Genomic DNA, 20,144 nt, shown 5'->3' on the forward strand with positions numbered 1-20,144 from the left:
TCCAAAATATAATTTCCATGAAAAAATTAGCGTTATTTTTTGCCTTTTCAGTATTGTTTTTGTCTTGTAAAGAAGAAAAAGACGATTCGCTTTTAAAAGAATCCTCAGGAAGAATTAATCACTTATCTGTTATTATTGATAATCAATTATGGAATGGTGAAGTAGGTGACAGCATCAGAAGTAAATTTGCTGCTCCGGTTGATGGTTTACCTACCGAAGAACCTTTGTTCACCATCAAGCAGTATATTCCAAAATTATTCGAAGGATTTATGACTAATAGTAGAAATATTTTAGTCATTACTAAGAGTGAAGAATCAGGATTTGAACTGAAAGAAAATGAATTTGCAAAACCTCAAAATGTTGCTTACATCAGTGGCCAAACAGTTGAGGAACTTCTCTTTTTAATTGAAGAAAACGCTGATGAAATCATTAAAAAGTATAAAAAAACTGATATTATTGAAAATCAACGTCGCATTTCTATGTCACTTTTAGACGATACCAAAATTCAAAAGAAATTCAACGTTAAGTTAAAATTACCTACCGCCTACAAATACATCATCGAAGAAGATAAGTTTCTTTGGATACGAAAAGAATTACCATCTGGTAACAATAGTATTTTGATGTACGAAGTTCCAATTAAGCAGTTTGAAAAAGATTCGAATGTGGTTTCCAATATTATCAGAGTTCGTGATTCAATTGGTGAAAAACACATCCAAGGAACGCTTCCCAATACTTTTATGATTACCGAAGAAGCGTATGCTCCTTATTTGTTTTTTATCAAATTAGACGGTAAAAAAACGTATGAAACAAAAGGCAATTGGTTTCTGAAAAATGATTACATGGCCGGTCCGTTCATTAATTATGCCATCAAAGACGAAAAAAACAATCGTTATTTGGTTTTAGAAGGGTTTTGTTATAATCCTTCTCAATCCAAAAGAGATTTGATGCACGAATTAGAATCGATTATTCGCTCTGTGAAGTTTTTGTAATGGAATAATTTAAAAACAGAAAACGCTACAACTTTTAATTTTGTAGCGTTTTCTGTTTTTATTATTTTCTCTTATTACTCTGAAAAATTCGATACCCCAAAATTATAGATAATGTTGAATATTTTGTGTCGTAGAAACGCAATCTGTTTAGCAAATCATTATTAAAACAATACCTTACTTCAGCACTTAATTTGTTTTTATAGTTATATCCTAAACCAAAAATTGGCTCGTAATCGGTTGTGCTTCCTTGCCATTTTAAATCGTTAAACTCAATAAAACCTTGAGATGTCTTAAGTTTTGCATCAAGTTTGGTTGGAAAATCGAACATATAAAATGTATTGATGAAAACCCTAGAATTTTCATTAATATACATATTATAACGAATACCAATTGGAATATCTATTGAGCTATAATCTATAATTGATTGAGGTTCTCCATTAGCATTTTTAACCGTTCCTTTAAAACTTGAAAAACTTGGGTCAATTAAAAGAGCCCATTTGTTTTTGTTAATACCTAATATAAATTCAGCTTCTAAACCAAGGTATATAGATGTAGCGTTTTCATATTTATAATTTCCATTAACAACTGGATTTGATAATTCTAGTGAAGATGAGTTTAATCCAGTTTTTGCATATAAATTCAAAATAGACTTACTCTTATTGGTGTTATCCATTACTAAATTACTGTTTTGTTGATTGTATTTTAGTATCAATTTTGAAATTTCATTATAATTATAGCTTAGTTTTTCAATTTCTTTTAGTTTAAAGTCATTGTCTTTTACTAAATTCCAAAGTTGATTTCTAAACATATTGTTTTCTTTATATCGGAGTTCTGAAACTCTATATTTTTTATACACTAAAGTTTCCAACATTTCTCCTTCTTTAATTACGTAATATCTTGCAATTCCTCCTGAATTATAGACATATAAATTAATTTTACCTTCAATTAGAACCTTTAAATAACCTGTTTTTATTGCAAATTCTGGTGTTCCGTTATTACTAAGTTTTGAAGCGATATCAGTTGATTTGTCAAAATCAAATACCATTTTGATGTATTTGTTTCCTTCATCCGTTCCAAATTCATTTACGTTTAATAGATTCCCTTTTTGTATTTCTCCATTTTCAGAAAGTTTGTACTCAAATTCTTCGGGGTTTTTAGCCCAATCCATATTTTTTATTAAACAGTTTTTTCGAACACCAAAATTGTCAACAAGGTATCCATTTTCAAATTTAATTTGAGCGTATATTTGTACATTCAAAAAAATCAGAATTAAAAGCGTAGTTTTTTTCATAATTTAAAAGGTTTTGATGTTTTAAAAATAATAAAAAACTTATAAAAATGATTTTTATTTTAAAAAAGTTTAATGAATTATCGATTGATGAATTATATAAGATTCTTCAACTGCGTAGCAAAGTGTTTGTAGTAGAGCAAAATTGCGTCTACCAAGACATTGACGGCAAAGACCAAAAAGCTTTTCACCTTCTGGGTTTTTTTGAAAACGAAATGGTAGCCTATGTTCGTATTTTTAAACCCGGTGATTATTTTGAAGAAGCATCCATTGGTAGAGTAGTTGTCAAACAAAAATACCGCGACAGAAAATGGGGTTATGATTTGATGCAAAAAGCAATCGAGGTAACCAAATCAGAATTAAATGAAACCAACATCACCATTTCCGCTCAGTTGTACCTTCAAAAATTCTATGAGAACTTAGGTTTTGTGAAAACCAGTGAGGTGTATTTGGAAGATGATATTGAACATATTCAAATGAAAAGAAGTATTACAACTTAGTAATCACTAACTCTACCCGTCTATCCAATTCCGGTCCTTTGCCAAGTGGTATGGTGTTTCCATATCCTTTAAACGTTAAGCGTTCTTTCGGAATTTTTTTAAAAATGAGATATTTATAAACGTTTTCAGCTCGGTTATGCGATAACTTTCGCTTTTTGGTGCCTTTGTCAATGGCTTCTTTGTGATTAGGTGGCGTGCAACAAATATGCCCTTGAATTTCAATAGAAATGTTTTTGTGCTTCAGAAGCATTTTTGCCACCTTATCCAATTCGTTTTTACATTTTAGGGTCAATACGCTGCTACCTCGTTCAAAAAGCATATCAGAAAGCATGATGCGATCACCCACAATGTTTTCTTTGTTAAAAGTGCTGTAAACGCCGGGTATTTTTAGTTCTACTTTTGGAAGCGGCTTCATGTTCAGCACAATATCCACTCTTCGATTTTTAGAACGAACAGCCGGTAAATTATCTAAAATATCATCTTCAATTAAAATTCTTCCTTTTCCCTCAATTGTTACAATGATTTTATTGGTAATGCCGTTTTCAATGATTTTGTTTTTTACTTTATTGGCACGTTCGGTAGAAAGTTTTCGGTTATATTCATCTTTTCCAATATCGTCACAATACCCAAAAATTTGGATACTTTCAATTCTGGTACTGTCTGTTTTTTTGATAAAATCAATAATTTCAGAAGTTTTTCGAGCATCGATATCTGATTTATTCGTTTCAAAATAAATGGAATGCACAATTTCTTCTTGTGCTGAAACTTCAGACACCAAACAGAACAACATCAAAAGCGAAAAAAGGCGTATCATTATTTTTTGATAATTTTATTGTATTCGTTACTATTAGCCAACAATTCAGTTCCTTTTTTTACCTCAGAATTATTTTGAATATAATACTGATAAAGCCCTTCTTTGTATTGATAACGTTTGATCAATTCATCCAAAAGCAACTCTTTGATTTCAATTTTGTTCTTGTCTAACTGAATATCCTCACTTTTTCGTAAAGCAGTCAATAAGTTTTGGTATTCCGTTTTGATGTTTTCGTCAATTTTTTCGTTTTGAGCGGCTTCTAGCGTCTTTTTTAATTGTTTTTCAGTCTCTGTGTCGAACGAGAAGTTTTTTTTCTTTAAAAACGCTTTAAAATCATTAAAATCTGCATCTGTAATAGTTGGAATCGTGTTGCCCGGATTTGGATTTTTATAAAAATAAGCTGTAGCATAATTAAAAATAGCATCATTTTTCTGAAGAGCTTCAGCAATCGCACTTAATTTTGTTTCTGCTAATTCTACATCGGGTTGAATTCCTCCACCATCATAAACGGTTCTTCCTTTTCTGGTTTTAAAGGCATTGAAGTTTTTTGCGTCGGTTTTAATCGCTTTTCCTTCCGCATCTTTTTTCGAATAATCCAAGGCTTGAATACATCTGCCGGAAGGCGTGTAATAACGGGAAATCGTCACTTTTACCTGTGTTCCATATGTTAAATCCAACGGTCTTTGCACTAATCCTTTCCCGAAACTGCGGCTTCCCACTACAACGGCACGATCCAAATCTTGTAACGCACCGGAAACAATTTCACTGGCAGAAGCACTTTTTCCATCCACTAAAACCACCAAAGGAATGTCTAAATCAATTGGTTCGCGTGTGGTTTTATAGGTTTGATTGTGTTTTTCAATTTTGGATTTGGTGGTCACAATCACTTCTCCTTTCGGCACAAATAAATTACAAATGTTAACAGCTTCTCCCAATAATCCACCAGGATTCCCTCGTAAATCTAAAATGATACGCTCAGCACCTTTAGATTTCAAATCCAATAATGCCGCTTGTGTTTCAAAAGAGGCTTTTTTATTGAATTGGGTCAAAACTATATACCCGGTTTTCTCATCTACTTTGCCATAAAACGGTACCGCTTTTACTTCTACTTCGTCCAACACAATGGTAGCCGTTTGCGTTTTGCCTTGACGGATGAATTTTACTTCAACTTTGGCATTTTTCGCACCTCGCATCAAGGCAGAAGCATCTTCTTTATAATCTTTTAAATTCACATCGCCAATTTGAAAGATTTCATCACCGGCTTTCAACCCTGCTTTGTCAGCCGGATAATCTTTGTACGGTTCCTTGATGATGATTTTACCATCTTTTCGGGTAATCATCGCTCCAATTCCGGTATATTCGCCTGTATTGTTGATTTTAAATTTAACTACATCTGCTTCGTTGAAATAGTTGGTGTACGGGTCCAAATCGGCCAACATACTTTTAATGGCTTTGTCCATCATTTCACCCGGATTGGTCTCGTCAACATAGTTCATGTTCACGGTTTTAAACAAATTGGTGAAGATTTCAATTTGCTTGGCAATTTCAAAAAAATCTTCTTTGAAACTACTTCCCACCACAATAAATCCACTGAGAACAACAGGGAGTAGATATCTTTTTTTAATCTTTATAAGTGTATTAAACATTTTTCTTTTTCAATTTTTTTCGAATAATAAAAATAACGGCAACTAAAATAAGAATAAAAGGCCAAATATGAAGTAAACCAATGAAGAAACTCGAAATTCCGTTCCAGCCCGATTTGATGGCGTTCCACATTTTAGTCCCATAAGAAACCGTGGCATCTTCCGCATTGGCCACTTTTTTATAGAATTCGATGGTCACGGTGCTCAACGAAACGCGGTTTTGCAAATACTTTAATTGTCCTTCCTTTGCTTCAATTTCTTCCCGAATGACCGATAATTCTTTTTCAATTTCCAAAATTTCGGAAACTTTAGTCGCCTTCGAAAGCAACTCAAGATAACGAGCTTCTAACGTTTTCTTAGCTTTTAATCTGGCTTCAATATCGATAAATTCGGCCGTAACGTCTTGAGCAGAAATTTCCTTTCGGTCAAAATAGGCCACGCCTTTTCCTACATCGGCCAAAAAAGCATCAAAATTAGCGTTTGGAATGCGAACCGTAATCGTTCTGTAAAGTGAATTGTAGTCTTTTCCTTCCGTATCACTTTGCACATAGGCTTTGTTTTTCTTGACGGATGCAATAATTTGTTGATAGGTAGCGTCTAAATCTTGCGTTTCATAGCGAAGATTGCTCTCTTTGATGATTTTTTGTTCGGTTTGGGCTTCAAAATTGCCTGAAGCGGCTTTGTCGTCTATCATTGCCGGAGCAGCAGCTTCTTCTGTAACTGCGGTTTCATAAACAGTATTATCCGGATTTCCTCCACACATCAACGGAAAAACCAAGAGGGAAAGGTAGGCTATTGCTAATTTCATAATGGATTGATTTAGAAGTAAAACGAAAATTTCTCAAAAAACGTACAACAACAATCGAACCAATTTTTACGATTGAATTTCCTTGATAAATTTCTCAAACAATTGAACCGTTTTTTCGTTCATTTCAGTAAAAGTCATCGCTTCTTTGCTTTGGTAAAAAAACATCATGGCATACGGCTTATCGAGGTTTTCGAATAAAATACTTTTGTTCAACCGATAACATTCGCGAAGCAACCGTTTGTAGTAATTGCGATCGACTGCTTTTTTAAAATATTTCTTTGAAACCGAAACCCCAAATTTAATTTTCTCCTCGTTCTCCAATTCCACCGGAGCAAAAACCAATCGCAACGGATATTTGGAAACCGATTTCCCCTCCGAAAACAGCAAATCAATCTGCTTTTGGCTTTTGAGTTTCTCGTGTTTGGGATAAGTGAAGGTCATACGGCAAAAGTACAAAAAGGTTTTGAGTGATGTGTATTTGTTTTGGAATGGCGGAAGTGTTTGTTTTTTTTGTATTTTGGTGGAATAATTTTACTAAATTAATCTGCGTTAATTAAAATGTTTAGCTAGATATACCCTAGTTTGTATTGTATATTTGCAAGTTTTCGCCAACACTAAGAAACCTTAAACATAAAATAAATTTGTAACTTTGAAGAATGGAATATTGGGAAGAAATAAACACAAAACTGAAACCTTGGATTGATACTGATTTAAACAAAACAGTTGTTGATCTTTTTGCAGGTTGCGGTGGACTTTCCCTTGGTTTTGAAGCTAATGGATTTAAAACTATCGGCTATGAAATGGACGAACAAGCAACCAATACATACAACAAAAACTTAATTGGAGAGTGTTTCAATGAAAAGTTGACAGTTGAAACAATATATCCGAAAGCTGATATTGTGATTGGCGGCCCACCATGCCAACCATTTAGTGTTGGCGGAAAACAACTTGGTTTAAAAGATTCAAGAGATGGATTTCCGATTTTTCTGTCTGCAATAAGGCAGCTTGACCCAGAAGTATTGCTTTTTGAAAATGTTCGTGGAATGCTTTACAAGAATAAGTGGTATTTAAAAGAAGTGATTGAAGAACTTGAAAGGTTAGGTTATTATATCAATTACTCCCTTTTAAATGCCGTAAACTATGAAGTGCCTCAAAACAGAGAACGAGTTATTGTCATTGGCTCAAAACAAAAAATCAATCTTCCAAAAAAAACAAACCGAAAAGTAACAGCAGGTCAAGCTTTAGGAGAACTTGCATTTCAATATGATGAAGACTCTAAGTTTTTTTCTGAATCTATGGACAGATACGTTGCGAATTATGAAAAAGCTTCAAAATGTATTAACCCAAGAGATTTATACTTAGACAGACCAGCTAGAACATTGACTTGCAGGAATTTAGCAGGTGCAACGGGAGATATGCACCGAGTGAAATTAAAAGACGGTCGCAGACGCAGAATTACGGTTCGTGAAGCTGCAAGACTTCAAAGTTTTCCTGATTGGTATGAGTTTTCAGGTACAGAAACGCATCAATACAATCAAATTGGCAATGCTGTTGCACCTAATTTCGCTTATCATTTAGCTTTAAATATCAAAAAATACTTGATGGACGAAGTTGAAAATCATTATGCAATCACAGAAAACGAACAATTAAAATTATTTGAAAATGAAACAGTATATCAGTCCCGATAATTCAAAAACATTTAGTGAAAAAACACCTCAGGTTCAGGAACTGATAAATACTACACTTTACATCCTTGACACTTTTGGGATTCCTTTAGATGCTACACCTAGAAGATTGGAAAGAATGGCAATTGCATTTTTAGCAAGTGGCGACATTAAAAAGATTGCTGACTTCAAAAAAGCAAAAGACTTGAATAGTGGTTACGCTCTCAAAACAAGAGATATTATCATTTATGTGAACAACCATTTTAGAGAAAATATTAGTTCAGGTTCTTATGATGATATTCGTAGAAAAGACCTAAAACTACTCACAGTTGCAGAAGTCGTTTTACAATCAAATCCAAATTCAGCGACCAACGATTCAACACGTGGCTACTCAATCAATCCAACTTACGCTGAACTTATAAGAAATTATGGATCAAAAGATTGGGAGAAAATGGTCTCTGAAAAATTGAAGGATATTGAGCCATTAAGAAAAAAACTAAAAAGGGAAAGAGAAATCGCAAAAGTCAATGTTACACTTCCATCAGGTGGTGGTAAACTGACTTTTTCGTCAGGAGAGCATAACGACTTACAAAAAGCAATTATAGAATACTTTTTACCAAGATTCGGACACGGTGCTGAAGTACTTTATGTTGGAGACACATCTGACAAATATCTTTATCTTGAAAAAGAAAAACTTGAACAACTGAATTTCTTTGAGATTTCACACGAAGAATTGCCAGATGTAATAGCTTATTCAAAGGAAAAGAATTGGCTTTATTTGATAGAAGCGGTTCACTCTTCGGGTCCGATAAGCGAACTCAGGTTAATTCAACTTCAAAAACTTACAAAAAACTGCAAAGCAGACATTGTTTATGTAACTGCATTTTTGAATAGAACAAAGTTTAGGCAATTTATGACAGATATTGCTTGGGAAACAGAAGTTTGGATAGCAGATAATCCTGACCATTTAGTCCATTTTAATGGCGACAAATTTCTTGGACCATATAAACCTAAATAAAAAAAGCACTAGGTTACAACACTGCGAGTTTCTCCGACCTAGCAACATTCCAAAAAAAATCCGAACATTACGTCCGGATTCTTTCTTTATTTCGTTTTAGGATAACTATTGTTCTCTTGATTCACATCGGCCATTAAACCACTCGGGTCAATCACCACCGATTTAATTTTTGCTTTTGCTTGCGAGAGTGGCAATTCATACGTTGGATACGCCCAATCCCAGCCTTTCAAAACGGTTCTTTTTACTTGCGGATACGGGTTTTCTTTTTCCCATCGCATTAACGGGTTGGGAATGTAAAAACTTTCTACCGTGCCGTCTTCGTAGGAAACTAAAATATCCAACGGCATGGGCATTCTTCCGATGCGTTCTAAAGTAACTTTTCCGTTATCGTCGATGTTTTTAATGCCGTAATCAATGGTGTTGGTGGTTTGTGTCCAATCAACCAAATACCAATCTAAAACCGCTCCTGAAACGCGTTCTGCCGAGCGTTTAAAATCATTGGGCGTGGGATGCGTAAATTGATAATCGTGGTAATAGCGTTTTAAGGTTTTAAACATATTCTCCATGCCAATTACATACGCCAATTGGGTCAAGAACACTGTTCCTTTGCTGTACGAAGAAATACCGTACACCATATTTTCATCATAACGGTCAGCATGTGTAGATTGCGGTTGCTCACGACCGGTGCTCACCATATAGAAATAGTTGTTGTACGCACTTTGAAACGGGTTTTCGTCTTCCTTTTTGTTTTTAGGTGGCATCACTTGCGTCATCGCCATGTCGGAAATGAAAGAAGTAAATCCTTCGTCCATCCATTCGTGTTTACTTTCGTTGGTTGCCAACACGTGCTGAAACCAAATATGAGCCAATTCGTGAGCGGTTACGCCCACTAAACTGCCTAACGAGCGTTTTCCGGTGATGAGGGTACACATGGCATATTCCATTCCGCCATCGCCGCCTTGAATCACTGAATATTGTTTGTAGGGATAAAGTCCGATATTTTTATTAAAAAAACTTAACAATTCAGCCGTTTTAGGTTGTAAAGCTTTCCAGTTTTCGAGGATTTCTTTGTCGTTTTTGTAAAAGAAATGTAACTCTACGCCGTTTTCTCCGATGATTTTATCGTGAATATAATTGTTATCGGCACCCCAAGCAAAATCGTGTACTTTTGGAGCTACGAAATGCCACGTTAAGGTTTTGGTTTTTTTCGGATGATTAACCACCACGCCTTCATCTTGATAGCCGTGACCGATTTCATTTTTGTTTTGCAAATAGCCGGAAGCACCAATCGTGTAGGTTTTATCAATCGTAATTTTTACATCAAAATTACCCCAAACACCGTGAAATTCTCTTCCGATATAAGGGTCAGCGTGCCAGCCTTCAAAGTCAAATTCACAAATTTTCGGATACCATTGCGTCATCGAAAGAGCTACACCTTCGGAACTATTTCTTCCCGAACGACGCACTTGCTCCGGCACTTGTCCGTCAAAATCCAACGTAAAAGTAGATTTTGATTTGGGAAGTATGGGTTTTACTAAGGTAACTTCTAAAATGGTTCCCACTACTTTTGTAGCAGCAACTTGTCCGTCTTGTTTGAAATTAGCGATTTTTAAATAGCCAATTTGCTCCGGTTTCAGGGTAGAAATTCTACTTTCTTTGACTTCTTTGTCGCCTACTTTAAAGCTTTTCACCATTCGCTTGTCAGGGTCGGTTATCGTTTGTAAACGAATATCCATTTCGCTTCCCGGTTGAAATGCATTAAAATACAAATGATAAAACACTTTGCGAAGTGTGTCATTTGAATTATTGGAATATTCCAGTGTTTGCGTTCCTTTGTATTGAAAGGTTTTCACATCCATTGACAACTCCATTTTGTAATCGGCTTGTTGTTGCCAATAACCGGGATTAGGGTTGTTTTGGGCAATAACGACTCCCGAAAGTAGACAAATAGAAAGGATAAAAAGTTGTTTCATTGGTTTTTATTTTAACATTTTTTCTGCCATTAAAATAGCATTATACGCATTCACAATTTTTCCTGTTCCGGATAATTCAGTAAAGTTAGCTTTGTTTGAATTTTCTCCACCAATAGCAATCGTTCTGTTGATTAAAACGCCGCTTTCTTTAAGGATTTGTTTTACTTGAGCTGCTTTTAAATTTGGATAATACGAACGAATCAAAGCCGCAACACCGGCTGCATTTGGCGATGCCATAGAAGTACCTTGCTCGTATTTAAATTCTTGGTTAGGCACAGTGGCATAAATTTTTACACCGGGAGCAAAAACATCAACATCTTTTTTTCCGTAGTTAGAAAAAGCGGCAACCATCTTCGTGCCATATTCATAATTTAATGCTCCGATTTTAATGAAATTTGAAGCAATTTCCTGTTCGCCCACGCGGTCGTTTGGATAGCTTTCCACCACATCTAAATTGTCGGTGTCGTTTCCAGCTGCATGCACGAATAGTACATCTTTGCTTTCCGCATATTTGATTGCGTCATGCACCCACTCTTTTTGAGGAGAATAGCCTTTTCCAAAACTACCGTTAATTACTTTTGCTCCGTTATCTACTGCATAACGAATGGCCAATGCGATGTCTTTGTCGTATTCATCGCCATTTGGCACTGCACGAATAGCCATAATTTCAACATCTGTAGCCACACCGTCGCCTCCTAAATTATTTCCACGCACTTGGGCAATAATTCCCGCTACGTGAGTGCCATGCATAGCATATTTTTTATCCGGTCCCCAAACTTGGTTGTTGCCATAATATTTAGTGGAAAAATCTTCAGGGTTATCACCTAAAATCTTGCGACCGTCATATTCCAAATTCAAATTATAGTTCAATTGGTCATAGATGTAATCTTTGAAGTCATTGATTTCTTTTTTAAATTCTTCAACAGTAGTGGTTGATAATACTTGAAGCATAACCAATTTGTAATTTCCCAAAGTAGCATCTGTCGTTAAAATGGATTTGATGTCTTGAAGGGTGTAATTTTCTTTTTTCAAATGGTCGGAAATGGCTTTATCAGCCGCAAGGATAAAATCCAATTGCTGTTTATTACCCAAAATTTCTTCTTTTTTGCTATCGTATTTTGCTTGAAGCTTTTTATATGCTTCTGAACCGTCATCTCCCTTTTTAAGCAAACGAATAAACTCATAGTTTTCATGAATGCCGTCGCCAAGGAAATTCCAACCGTGAATATCATCTACATATCCGTTTTTATCATCATCAATTCCGTTTCCGGGAATTTCTTTAGCGTTCGTCCAAACGCGACCTTTTAAATCATCGTGTTCAATGTCGGTACCGCTATCGATAACCGCAACAATCACCTTTTGACCTTTTTTATCTTTTAAAAGTTCGTTATACGCTCGATCTACACTCATGCCGGGAATCGTATCTTTGATGAGGTCTAAATGACTCCAACGCAACAATTCTGCATCAGTTATTTTAGCGTTTTTTAAAGGAACGCTTTCAGATGTAATCGGTTTTAATTGTTGGTAAGCTATATTTTTTTGGGTTCCGCAACCGGTTAACAAAACACCGGAAACAGCTAAGAGAGATAAAGATTTAATAGAATTCATTATTTGATTTTTGGAGTAAAAATAGGATTTTTAAAAGCTAAACGGATGAGATTAACACTATGTTAAGACATCTTCACAACGGAAAACTTCTTTCAATCGAACGCCTTTTTCGGTTTTTTCAACCGTGATGATTTCGTTATGAGCATCGTGTTCTAAAAATAAGTAATAATTATTTTCTGCTACGGCATTCATAAATTTCGCTTTTTCATCTAACGTTAAAAGCGGTCGTGTATCATAACCCATCACATACGGAATCGGAATATGACCGGCTGTCGCCAATAAATCAGCACAAAAAACAATGGTTTTGTCTTGATATTGGATGTGAGGCAACATTTGTTTTTCGGTATGACCATCCGCATAAAAAATGCCAAAATTTAATTCTTCTGAAAAGCCAAAATCACTGTTGGGTCTTCGGATAAAATTTAGCTGACCACTTTCTTGCATCGGAATGATGTTTTCATGCAAAAAAGAAGCTTTTTCTCTTGAATTGGGTTTCGTTGCCCATTCCCAATGATTTTCATTCGTCCAAAATTTCGCATTTTTAAAAGCGACTTCATAACCCGTGCGGTCTTTGTTCCAATTGACACTTCCGCCACAGTGATCAAAATGAAGGTGCGTCATAAAAACATCGGTCACATCATCACGATGAAAACCATATTTTGCCAATGATTTATCTAATGAATGTTCACCCCAAAGGGAATAATAACCAAAAAATTTATCCGATTGTTTGTTGCCCATTCCGGTGTCGATTAAAATTAATCGATTTCCATCTTCAATCAATAAACAACGTGCAGCAATGTCGATGAGGTTGTTCTCGTCTGCCGGATTTGTTCGGCTCCAGATGGTTTTTGGTACCACGCCAAACATGGCTCCGCCGTCGAGTTTAAAATTTCCGGCTTCAATGGGGTATAGTTTCATGGTTTAAAATTTTTTGTTTCCGTGTAATGTTGCTTCTTGAATTCTTTTTTGAATTTTTGCTATTGAAATTGAATTTTTTAAAACAGGAGGATCTATGCTTGGGTCAATATCGTCAAAATAATTTATAGCTCTTAAGGCAATTAATTTATTAGAATACTTGTATTTAATTTCATAAAAACCCAACATTTGATTCAGAGAAAAATGCTCGAGTAAAAAATAAATATCGATAAAATCTTTTAAACGTTTCCCCGAGTTTTGTATTGCATGAAGTTTCATGGCACATATATCTTCTAAAGAAAGATATGTAATTCCCTCTTCAGTAATTGGGTTGTTAATTAGAGGATAATTATGCCGGATAAAATCTGTTTTTACTTCATTTATTGAGCAAACAATGGTGTTTTTACGATTGTAAATTAAATTTAAATCAAATTTTTCAAGAAGATTTTCTAAAAGTTCATTGTCATTAAATTCATCTTGAGTGAATAAATCAATGTCAATTGAATTTCGATGGCCAATTTTTAATGCCAATGCCGTTCCGCCAACTAAATAAAAACCTTTCAGGAAATCAAGCGATTGTAATTCCTGAATTAAATTAAATGTATTAGGATGAACAATAAAAGGATCTTTACACAACATATAGCATATCAGATTTTAAGAAAAAAACACTAAAATCTTTGTCTCTTTTATCAAGTTGAGCAGACCATTCAATGGTTTCCAAAATTTTTTCTTTTGGATAAAACCGTATCATCTCCTTCCAATCGTTTAGAGTTCCCAATTGTAAAACACGTTCAATAACAATTTTATACGATTTGTCGTAGTTAAATGTTTTTAAATCGTATTCCCAAAGAAGATAGGGCGGAATGTTGGGTTTATCTTTGTTAAGCATGTAACAAATTTAATAAAAAAATCAGCAAGAACATCGCTTGAAATCAATTTTATCTATCCATACATTCGTTTTAAAAATGTTAGGAATCCTTTTAAAATTCTTATTTTGATGTATCTTTGCGGTTAATTTAGACAAAATCAAAATAGTATATGATTAAAGTTTCAGATACAGCCAGAAAAAAAATCATCGATTTGATGCAAGATGATGGTTTTGATGCCGCTCATGATTACGTTCGTGTAGGTGTAAAAAGTGGTGGATGTTCCGGTTTGTCGTATGATTTAAAATTCGACAAAGAAATCGGAGAGAATGATAAAGTCTTTGAAGACAACAATATACGAGTAGCTGTTGAAAAGAAAAGTTTCCTTTATTTAGCCGGAACTATTTTAGAGTTTTCTGGAGGACTTAACGGAAAAGGATTTGTTTTCAATAACCCAAATGCGAATAGAACGTGCGGATGTGGTGAAAGTTTTTCACTTTAAAAACAAAACTATTAAGATAAAAACGTAATGTTCCTTAACTTCTTAATAGTTTAAAAAAATTAATAAAATGGCAAAATATACAGAGGACGATTTAAAAGTTGAACTCGAAACCAAAGAATACGAATACGGATTTTACACCGAATTAGACTCGGAGACTTTTCCTATTGGGTTAAACGTAGACATTGTCCGAGCGATTTCTCAGAAAAAAGGAGAACCCGAATGGATGACCAATTGGCGTTTAGAAGCGTTTCGGGCTTGGCAAGAAATGATCGAACCGGAATGGGCAAATGTGCATTATGAAAAACCCGATTTTCAAGCGATTTCGTATTACTCGGCTCCAAAAAAAGCAGATCCAAATAAAACACTAGATGATGTTGATCCGGAATTACTAGCAATGTACAAAAAGCTCGGAATTTCGATCGATGAACAAAAGAAAATGAACAATGTGGCGATGGATATTGTGGTTGATTCTGTTTCTGTGGCTACTACTTTCAAAAAAACGTTAGCTGAAAAAGGCATCATTTTTATGAGTATTTCCGAAGCTATCAAAGAACATCCGGAGTTGGTTCAGAAGTATTTAGGAACGGTTGTTCCGCAAAAAGACAACTTTTATGCCGCATTGAATTCTGCTGTTTTTTCAGATGGAAGTTTTTGTTACATACCAAAAGGTGTTCGATGTCCGATGGAATTATCCACTTATTTCCGAATCAATCAAGCCGGAACAGGTCAGTTTGAACGAACGTTAGTAATTGCTGATGAAGGCAGTTATGTTTCCTATTTAGAAGGTTGTACTGCTCCAAGCCGTGATGAAAATCAATTGCATGCCGCTGTGGTAGAATTGATTGCGTTGGATGATGCCGAAATAAAATACTCCACCGTTCAAAACTGGTTTCCCGGAAACAAAGAAGGAAAAGGTGGCGTTTATAACTTTGTGACTAAAAGAGGGTTGTGTGAGAAAAATGCCAAAATCTCATGGACACAAGTAGAAACAGGTTCTGCCGTTACATGGAAATATCCTTCATGTGTTTTGAAAGGAGATAATTCAATTGGCGAATTTTATTCGATTGCCGTAACCAATAATTACCAACAAGCCGATACCGGAACCAAGATGATTCATTTGGGTAAAAACACTAAGTCCACCATTATTTCCAAAGGAATTTCAGCAGGAAAATCGCAAAACAGTTACCGAGGTTTGGTTCAAATTTCGTCTAGAGCTGATAACGCTAGAAATTTTTCACAATGTGATTCGCTTTTGATGGGGAATAATTGTGGAGCACACACCTTTCCGTATATCGAAAGTAAAAATACATCCGCCAAAATCGAACACGAAGCAACGACTTCCAAAATTGGAGAAGACCAAGTGTTTTATTGCAACCAACGTGGTATTCCAACGGAAAAAGCGATTGCTTTAATTGTAAACGGATTCAGTAAAGAAGTACTGAATAAATTACCAATGGAATTTGCGGTGGAAGCACAAAAATTGTTGGAGATCTCGTTGGAAGGTTCGGTAGGTTAATAAAAATTAGAAATCATGGACATAATTTTAAAAAACGTAAAGAAAAAAGATTTTCCACTTTTAAAAAAATTGGCAAAGTCACTTGGTTTTGAAATTGTTGAAAAAATTGAGAAACCCTATAATCCCGAATTTGTAAAGGAAATTTTGGAAGCAGCTAAAGAAGTTAGAGAAGGAAAATATGTGAAAATTTCAATGGAAGAATTAGATAATTTATGGAAGTAAGATATTCTAAAAAAGCTGAAAAAGACTTAGCATTTTGGTCAAAATCTGGAAACAAAATTATCATTAAAAAAATTTCTGAATTGATTAAAGCTATTCAGCAAAATCCATTTGAAGGAATAGGAAAACCTGAAGCTTTAAAACATGATTTAACAGGTTATTGGTCAAGACGAATAGATTCAGAACATAGAATTATTTACCAAATCATAGATGAAAACACCATAAATATTCTGAGTATAATTTCTTTGAAAGGACATTACGAATAATATAGATAAATAAAAACTTAATGAATCTTAATCCCTTAATGGTTTAAAAAAAATAAAAATGTTAAGCATAAAAAATTTACACGCTTCCATTGAAGACAAAGAAATATTAAAAGGCATCAATCTTGAAATCAAAGCCGGAGAAGTTCACGCCATCATGGGGCCAAACGGTTCCGGAAAAAGTACACTTTCAGCCGTTATTGCCGGAAATGAAAATTACGAAGTTACGGAAGGAACTGTCGAATTAGAAGGTGAGGATTTAGCTGAATTAGCTCCCGAAGAACGAGCTCATAAAGGCGTTTTCTTATCGTTTCAATATCCGGTAGAAATTCCGGGTGTTTCGGTAACAAACTTTATGAAAACGGCTATTAACGAGCACAGAAAAGCCAACGGTAAAGAAGAAATGCCAGCCAACGAAATGCTAAAACTAATTCGTGAAAAATCTGAATTATTAGAAATCGACCGTAAGTTTTTATCGCGTTCCTTAAACGAAGGTTTTTCGGGTGGAGAGAAAAAGCGTAACGAAATCTTTCAAATGGCAATGTTAGAACCCAAATTAGCCATCTTAGATGAAACCGATTCAGGATTAGATATCGATGCGTTGCGAATTGTGGCCAACGGTGTAAATAAATTAAAAAGTAATGACAATGCTGTTTTGGTTATCACGCACTACCAACGTTTGTTAGATTATATCGTTCCTGATTTTGTACATGTGTTGATGGACGGAAAAATCGTAAAATCCGGCGGGAAAGAATTGGCGTTGGAATTAGAAGAAAGAGGTTACGACTGGATAAAACAAGAACAAGAAGTTTAAAAATTAAATTTAAACCATTAAGAAATTAAGAAAATTAAGCTGTAACGTTTAATGAAACTTAACACCTTAATGGTTAAAATAAAATATTTGTAGATTTTTAAAATCTCGACATTTAAAATGGATTTAAAAGAAAAATTAATTTCATCCTTCATGGCTTTTGAAGAAAAAGTTGATGTAACTGCACAGTTGCACGACATCCGAACTTCTGCCATCAAAAACTTTGAAAACAAAGGTTTCCCAACCAAAAAAGAGGAAGCTTGGAAATATACATCACTCAATTCTGTATTAAAAAATGATTTTTCAGTTTTCCCAAAACGAGAAAATTCGATTGAATTTAAAGACGTCAAGAAATTTTTTCTACACGAAATTGACACCTATAAATTAGTGTTTATCGATGGAAAATTCAGTTCGTTTATGTCGTCAACCACCCACGAAGGAATTGATGTTTGCTTGCTTTCTTCGGTGTTGACAAAGCCAAAATATAAAATGATTTTGGATACTTATTTCAACCAAATTGCCAGCAAAGACGAAAGTTTAACTACCTTAAATACGGCTTTTGCACAAGAAGGAGCGTTCATCAACATTCCAAAAAGCAAAGTGGCAGACAAACCGATTGAAATCATTCATTTTTCAACCGGAATTGAAAGTGCGTTGATGGTTCAACCTCGAAATTTGATTATCGTTGGCGAAAATGCTCATGTGCAAATCATCGAACGTCATCAAAGTTTGAATAGTAATCCGGTTTTGACCAATTCAGTAACCGAAATTTTTGCTCAAAAACGAGCCATTGTTGATTACTATAAAATTCAAAACGACGAACAAACCGCGAATTTGATTGACAACACTTATATTTCTCAAAAACAAGAGAGTAGAGTGGCGGTGCACACGTTTTCGTTTGGTGGAAATATCACCCGAAACAACCTGAATTTCTATCATTTTGGCGAACGAATCGATTCAACTTTAAAAGGAATTACGATTATTGGCGACAAGCAACACGTGGATCATTACACCTTAGTAAATCACGCCACGCCCAATTGCGAAAGCCATCAAAACTATAAAACCATCCTAGGCGGAAGTTCAACAGGCGTTTTCAATGGAAAAATTTTCGTTGAAAAAGAAGCCCAAAAAACCGATGCTTTTCAACAAAACAACAACATTTTATTGAGCGACAAAGCCACCATCAACGCCAAACCCCAATTGGAAATTTTTGCCGATGATGTGAAATGTTCACACGGCTGCACGATTGGCCAACTAGACGAAAGTGCGATGTTCTACATGCAACAACGCGGCATCCCGCAAAAAGAAGCCAAAGCCTTATTGCTGTATGCGTTCTCCAACGAAGTCATCGAAAGCATCAAAATACCGGAACTCAAACAACGCATCATGAAGATTATTGCGATGAAATTGGGAGTGAATTTGGGGTTTGATTTGTAAAGTTTAACCGTACTTTGTGTCATTTCGACCAAAGGGAGAAATCACATAATCTAGGTTTATTTTTAAATTATTAGAAGCGAATGGCTCGGGCATTTTCAGTCAACCATTTTCCCGCTTTCCGTTGCAATAAAAAAGTTCCGATTTTTTTCGGAACTTTTTTATTTCCACCGCAATTGGGGCTAGAGGATTGACTGTATTGAACTTCAGGAAAATTTAATCTTTAGAGTTTCAAAAGTTATTTATTCAAACTTTGCGTCCTTTGCGATTTTACTTTATTAAGCAATTGGTAAAATTTCTATGAATTTATTTTTACCAGTACAATTTTTAGCTTCAGTTCTTCACTAAAATCATATTCATAAAGTACAGAATAAATAATTTCTAGTAAAAGCTCTTTATCTATTTTATTGTCCGCAACATCGACAGCAATGTTTTCCATTTTTTCTATAAATTTTGGAATAATAAAACCGCAATTGTTTATTTCTAAGAAATATGCAGAAAGAGCAATAGATGCTCTTTTGTTACCGTCATTAAAACAGTGGTTTTTATTTATTGAAAAGAAAAGATGAGTAAGTTTATCCTCAAAATTAGGATAGTATAGGTCCATTTTTTGTATGTTCAATAGAACTTTCAAGAAGGCCATTGACCCGTCCTAAAATAACTATACAGGTTATTAAATAAATCCTATTATAGTTATACAAATATAATTCTTAATCCTAAAAATACTATACAACTGTTTTTTCATAATTAAAACTTCTATAATAATTCTTCCATCGTTTGTTTAATTTATCTGATTTCAAATGAGCTTGGTTAGGGGTTAAATAATCACAACTTGCATGAGGTCTTAATTCATTATAAGACTTAATGCTTTTACTTACTTGATATCCTGTTTGGTCAAAACCCAAGCTGCTAGAGTAAAGATTAAATTCTGTTTTAATAATACCATTTATTCTTTCTGCTAATGCATTTTCATATGGATCTCCATTTTCGGTCATGCTAATACCTATGTTGTTTTTTAGCAATAAATCAACATAGTTGTGAGAACAATACTGTGAACCTCTATCAGAATGATGGATGATTGATTCATTATACAATCTATTATTTAGAGCCATCTTCAAGGCTTCAATGCAACCTTCAGCAGCAAGGTCTTGACGAAAACTATAGCCCATTATCTTTCTAGAATACGCATCTGTAATTAAACTTAGATAGCCCCATTGATTGGTTAATCGGATATAAGTAATATCACTTACCCAAACCTGTTCTGGTCTTGTTATTGTAAGTCCTTTTACCAAATTACTATATTTTCTCATCCA

22 protein-coding genes are annotated in these 20,144 nt (G+C 34.7%); 10 read left to right on the forward strand and 12 right to left on the reverse strand.

Annotation, left to right across the window (positions count from 1 at the left end; all coding sequences use genetic code 11):
- Window positions 1-17 precede the first annotated feature (17 nt).
- The gene (locus H601_RS0101270) at window positions 18-989 is read left to right on the forward strand and encodes a DUF4837 family protein (RefSeq protein WP_026709832.1); all 972 of its coding nucleotides are present in this window, start codon (window positions 18-20) and stop codon (window positions 987-989) included.
- Window positions 990-1,050: 61 nt separating this feature from the next.
- Here H601_RS0101270 and H601_RS0101275 read toward each other — a convergent pair whose 3' ends face one another.
- The gene (locus tag H601_RS0101275; RefSeq protein ID WP_026709833.1) at window positions 1,051-2,280 is read right to left on the reverse strand and encodes an outer membrane beta-barrel protein; all 1,230 of its coding nucleotides are present in this window, start codon (window positions 2,278-2,280) and stop codon (window positions 1,051-1,053) included.
- 47 nt (window positions 2,281-2,327) lie between these two features.
- Between H601_RS0101275 and H601_RS0101280 the strand changes: the two genes are divergently transcribed.
- Entirely contained in the window at window positions 2,328-2,777 is a 450-nt protein-coding gene (locus H601_RS0101280; protein ID WP_035655309.1) for a GNAT family N-acetyltransferase, read from the forward strand.
- Here H601_RS0101280 and H601_RS0101285 read toward each other — a convergent pair.
- From H601_RS0101285 to rnpA, 4 genes are all read right to left on the reverse strand, one after another.
- Window positions 2,767-3,591: an OmpA family protein gene (locus H601_RS0101285; RefSeq protein WP_035655311.1), complete on the reverse strand. Its 825-nt coding sequence runs from the start codon at window positions 3,589-3,591 to the stop codon at window positions 2,767-2,769. The genes H601_RS0101280 and H601_RS0101285 overlap by 11 nt on opposite strands.
- Window positions 3,591-5,237: a S41 family peptidase gene (locus H601_RS0101290; protein WP_035655313.1), complete on the reverse strand. Its 1,647-nt coding sequence runs from the start codon at window positions 5,235-5,237 to the stop codon at window positions 3,591-3,593. The genes H601_RS0101285 and H601_RS0101290 overlap by 1 nt, the downstream gene beginning before the upstream one ends.
- Entirely contained in the window at window positions 5,230-6,042 is an 813-nt protein-coding gene (locus tag H601_RS0101295) for a DUF4349 domain-containing protein (RefSeq protein WP_026709837.1), read from the reverse strand. The genes H601_RS0101290 and H601_RS0101295 overlap by 8 nt, the downstream gene beginning before the upstream one ends.
- A 66-nt stretch (window positions 6,043-6,108) precedes the next feature.
- Window positions 6,109-6,483: a ribonuclease P protein component gene (rnpA, locus tag H601_RS0101300; protein ID WP_026709838.1), complete on the reverse strand. Its 375-nt coding sequence runs from the start codon at window positions 6,481-6,483 to the stop codon at window positions 6,109-6,111.
- A 215-nt stretch (window positions 6,484-6,698) separates the two neighbouring features.
- Here rnpA and H601_RS0101305 point away from each other — a divergent pair, with 215 nt between their 5' ends.
- Window positions 6,699-7,730 carry a DNA cytosine methyltransferase gene (locus tag H601_RS0101305; RefSeq protein ID WP_026709839.1) on the forward strand — a complete coding sequence of 344 codons (1,032 nt, stop codon included), beginning with the start codon at window positions 6,699-6,701 and terminating at the stop codon, window positions 7,728-7,730.
- Window positions 7,705-8,724, forward strand: a complete 1,020-nt coding sequence (locus H601_RS0101310; RefSeq protein WP_026709840.1) for a BsuBI/PstI family type II restriction endonuclease — start codon at window positions 7,705-7,707, stop codon at window positions 8,722-8,724. Before H601_RS0101305 ends, H601_RS0101310 begins: the two co-directional genes overlap by 26 nt.
- An 86-nt stretch (window positions 8,725-8,810) precedes the next feature.
- Here H601_RS0101310 and H601_RS0101315 read toward each other — a convergent pair whose 3' ends face one another.
- Genes H601_RS0101315 through H601_RS14985 form a run of 5 tightly spaced genes read right to left on the reverse strand, consistent with a single transcriptional unit; the run spans window position 8,811 to window position 14,109 of the window.
- Window positions 8,811-10,697 (reverse strand): M1 family metallopeptidase, encoded by a 1,887-nt coding sequence (locus H601_RS0101315; protein WP_026709841.1) that lies wholly within the window; start codon window positions 10,695-10,697, stop codon window positions 8,811-8,813.
- Window positions 10,698-10,703: 6 nt separating this feature from the next.
- Window positions 10,704-12,305 carry a S8 family peptidase gene (locus H601_RS0101320; protein WP_026709842.1) on the reverse strand — a complete coding sequence of 534 codons (1,602 nt, stop codon included), beginning with the start codon at window positions 12,303-12,305 and terminating at the stop codon, window positions 10,704-10,706.
- A 57-nt stretch (window positions 12,306-12,362) separates the two neighbouring features.
- Entirely contained in the window at window positions 12,363-13,223 is an 861-nt protein-coding gene (locus tag H601_RS0101325) for an MBL fold metallo-hydrolase (protein ID WP_026709843.1), read from the reverse strand.
- A 3-nt stretch (window positions 13,224-13,226) separates the two neighbouring features.
- Window positions 13,227-13,859: a nucleotidyl transferase AbiEii/AbiGii toxin family protein gene (locus H601_RS14980; protein WP_035655316.1), complete on the reverse strand. Its 633-nt coding sequence runs from the start codon at window positions 13,857-13,859 to the stop codon at window positions 13,227-13,229.
- Window positions 13,849-14,109, reverse strand: coding sequence for a DUF6922 domain-containing protein (locus H601_RS14985; protein WP_035655317.1), 261 nt, complete (start codon window positions 14,107-14,109; stop codon window positions 13,849-13,851). Before H601_RS14985 ends, H601_RS14980 begins: the two co-directional genes overlap by 11 nt.
- Window positions 14,110-14,258: 149 nt before the next feature.
- On the opposite strand from H601_RS14985, the gene H601_RS0101340 reads away from it, so the two are divergent.
- The 6 genes from H601_RS0101340 (at window position 14,259) to sufD (ending at window position 18,834) form a co-directional block, all read left to right on the forward strand.
- Window positions 14,259-14,588 (forward strand): HesB/IscA family protein, encoded by a 330-nt coding sequence (locus H601_RS0101340; protein ID WP_026709844.1) that lies wholly within the window; start codon window positions 14,259-14,261, stop codon window positions 14,586-14,588.
- Between the two features lie 67 nt (window positions 14,589-14,655).
- Window positions 14,656-16,104, forward strand: coding sequence for a Fe-S cluster assembly protein SufB (gene sufB, locus H601_RS0101345; protein ID WP_026709845.1), 1,449 nt, complete (start codon window positions 14,656-14,658; stop codon window positions 16,102-16,104).
- Window positions 16,105-16,119: 15 nt separating this feature from the next.
- The gene (locus H601_RS0101350; RefSeq protein ID WP_026709846.1) at window positions 16,120-16,326 is read left to right on the forward strand and encodes a DUF2683 family protein; all 207 of its coding nucleotides are present in this window, start codon (window positions 16,120-16,122) and stop codon (window positions 16,324-16,326) included.
- A complete protein-coding gene (locus H601_RS0101355) occupies window positions 16,317-16,589 on the forward strand; it encodes a Txe/YoeB family addiction module toxin (RefSeq protein ID WP_026709847.1) in 273 nt (90 codons plus the stop codon). The genes H601_RS0101350 and H601_RS0101355 overlap by 10 nt, the downstream gene beginning before the upstream one ends.
- Window positions 16,590-16,647: 58 nt before the next feature.
- Window positions 16,648-17,400, forward strand: coding sequence for a Fe-S cluster assembly ATPase SufC (gene sufC / locus H601_RS0101360; protein ID WP_026709848.1), 753 nt, complete (start codon window positions 16,648-16,650; stop codon window positions 17,398-17,400).
- A 117-nt stretch (window positions 17,401-17,517) separates the two neighbouring features.
- Complete coding sequence (sufD, locus tag H601_RS0101365) at window positions 17,518-18,834, forward strand: Fe-S cluster assembly protein SufD (RefSeq protein ID WP_026709849.1); 1,317 nt, start codon at window positions 17,518-17,520, stop codon at window positions 18,832-18,834.
- Window positions 18,835-19,129: 295 nt separating this feature from the next.
- On the opposite strand, the gene H601_RS14990 is transcribed toward sufD, so the two are convergent.
- Window positions 19,130-19,438 (reverse strand): Fic family protein, encoded by a 309-nt coding sequence (locus H601_RS14990; RefSeq protein ID WP_245571592.1) that lies wholly within the window; start codon window positions 19,436-19,438, stop codon window positions 19,130-19,132.
- Window positions 19,439-19,556: 118 nt separating this feature from the next.
- A partial coding sequence (locus H601_RS14995; RefSeq protein WP_035655346.1) for an IS3 family transposase occupies window positions 19,557-20,144 on the reverse strand: 588 nt, incomplete at its 5' end.

Origin of the sequence: Flavobacterium filum DSM 17961 (genome assembly GCF_000425465.1) — a bacterium.
Classification (GTDB): domain Bacteria; phylum Bacteroidota; class Bacteroidia; order Flavobacteriales; family Flavobacteriaceae; genus Flavobacterium; species Flavobacterium filum.

Excerpts from the sequence above, each read along its gene's own strand:
- H601_RS0101270 (WP_026709832.1), top strand. The coding sequence starts at position 18 with ATGAAAAAATTAGCGTTATTTTTTGCCTTTTCAGTATTGTTTTTGTCT.
- H601_RS0101275 (WP_026709833.1), bottom strand. The coding sequence starts at position 2,280 with ATGAAAAAAACTACGCTTTTAATTCTGATTTTTTTGAATGTACAAATA.
- H601_RS0101280 (WP_035655309.1), top strand. The coding sequence starts at position 2,328 with ATGATTTTTATTTTAAAAAAGTTTAATGAATTATCGATTGATGAATTA.
- H601_RS0101285 (WP_035655311.1), bottom strand. The coding sequence starts at position 3,591 with ATGATACGCCTTTTTTCGCTTTTGATGTTGTTCTGTTTGGTGTCTGAA.
- H601_RS0101290 (WP_035655313.1), bottom strand. The coding sequence starts at position 5,237 with ATGTTTAATACACTTATAAAGATTAAAAAAAGATATCTACTCCCTGTT.
- H601_RS0101295 (WP_026709837.1), bottom strand. The coding sequence starts at position 6,042 with ATGAAATTAGCAATAGCCTACCTTTCCCTCTTGGTTTTTCCGTTGATG.
- rnpA (WP_026709838.1), bottom strand. The coding sequence starts at position 6,483 with ATGACCTTCACTTATCCCAAACACGAGAAACTCAAAAGCCAAAAGCAG.
- H601_RS0101305 (WP_026709839.1), top strand. The coding sequence starts at position 6,699 with ATGGAATATTGGGAAGAAATAAACACAAAACTGAAACCTTGGATTGAT.
- H601_RS0101310 (WP_026709840.1), top strand. The coding sequence starts at position 7,705 with ATGAAACAGTATATCAGTCCCGATAATTCAAAAACATTTAGTGAAAAA.
- H601_RS0101315 (WP_026709841.1), bottom strand. The coding sequence starts at position 10,697 with ATGAAACAACTTTTTATCCTTTCTATTTGTCTACTTTCGGGAGTCGTT.
- H601_RS0101320 (WP_026709842.1), bottom strand. The coding sequence starts at position 12,305 with ATGAATTCTATTAAATCTTTATCTCTCTTAGCTGTTTCCGGTGTTTTG.
- H601_RS0101325 (WP_026709843.1), bottom strand. The coding sequence starts at position 13,223 with ATGAAACTATACCCCATTGAAGCCGGAAATTTTAAACTCGACGGCGGA.
- H601_RS14980 (WP_035655316.1), bottom strand. The coding sequence starts at position 13,859 with ATGTTGTGTAAAGATCCTTTTATTGTTCATCCTAATACATTTAATTTA.
- H601_RS14985 (WP_035655317.1), bottom strand. The coding sequence starts at position 14,109 with ATGCTTAACAAAGATAAACCCAACATTCCGCCCTATCTTCTTTGGGAA.
- H601_RS0101340 (WP_026709844.1), top strand. The coding sequence starts at position 14,259 with ATGATTAAAGTTTCAGATACAGCCAGAAAAAAAATCATCGATTTGATG.
- sufB (WP_026709845.1), top strand. The coding sequence starts at position 14,656 with ATGGCAAAATATACAGAGGACGATTTAAAAGTTGAACTCGAAACCAAA.
- H601_RS0101350 (WP_026709846.1), top strand. The coding sequence starts at position 16,120 with ATGGACATAATTTTAAAAAACGTAAAGAAAAAAGATTTTCCACTTTTA.
- H601_RS0101355 (WP_026709847.1), top strand. The coding sequence starts at position 16,317 with ATGGAAGTAAGATATTCTAAAAAAGCTGAAAAAGACTTAGCATTTTGG.
- sufC (WP_026709848.1), top strand. The coding sequence starts at position 16,648 with ATGTTAAGCATAAAAAATTTACACGCTTCCATTGAAGACAAAGAAATA.
- sufD (WP_026709849.1), top strand. The coding sequence starts at position 17,518 with ATGGATTTAAAAGAAAAATTAATTTCATCCTTCATGGCTTTTGAAGAA.
- H601_RS14990 (WP_245571592.1), bottom strand. The coding sequence starts at position 19,438 with ATGGACCTATACTATCCTAATTTTGAGGATAAACTTACTCATCTTTTC.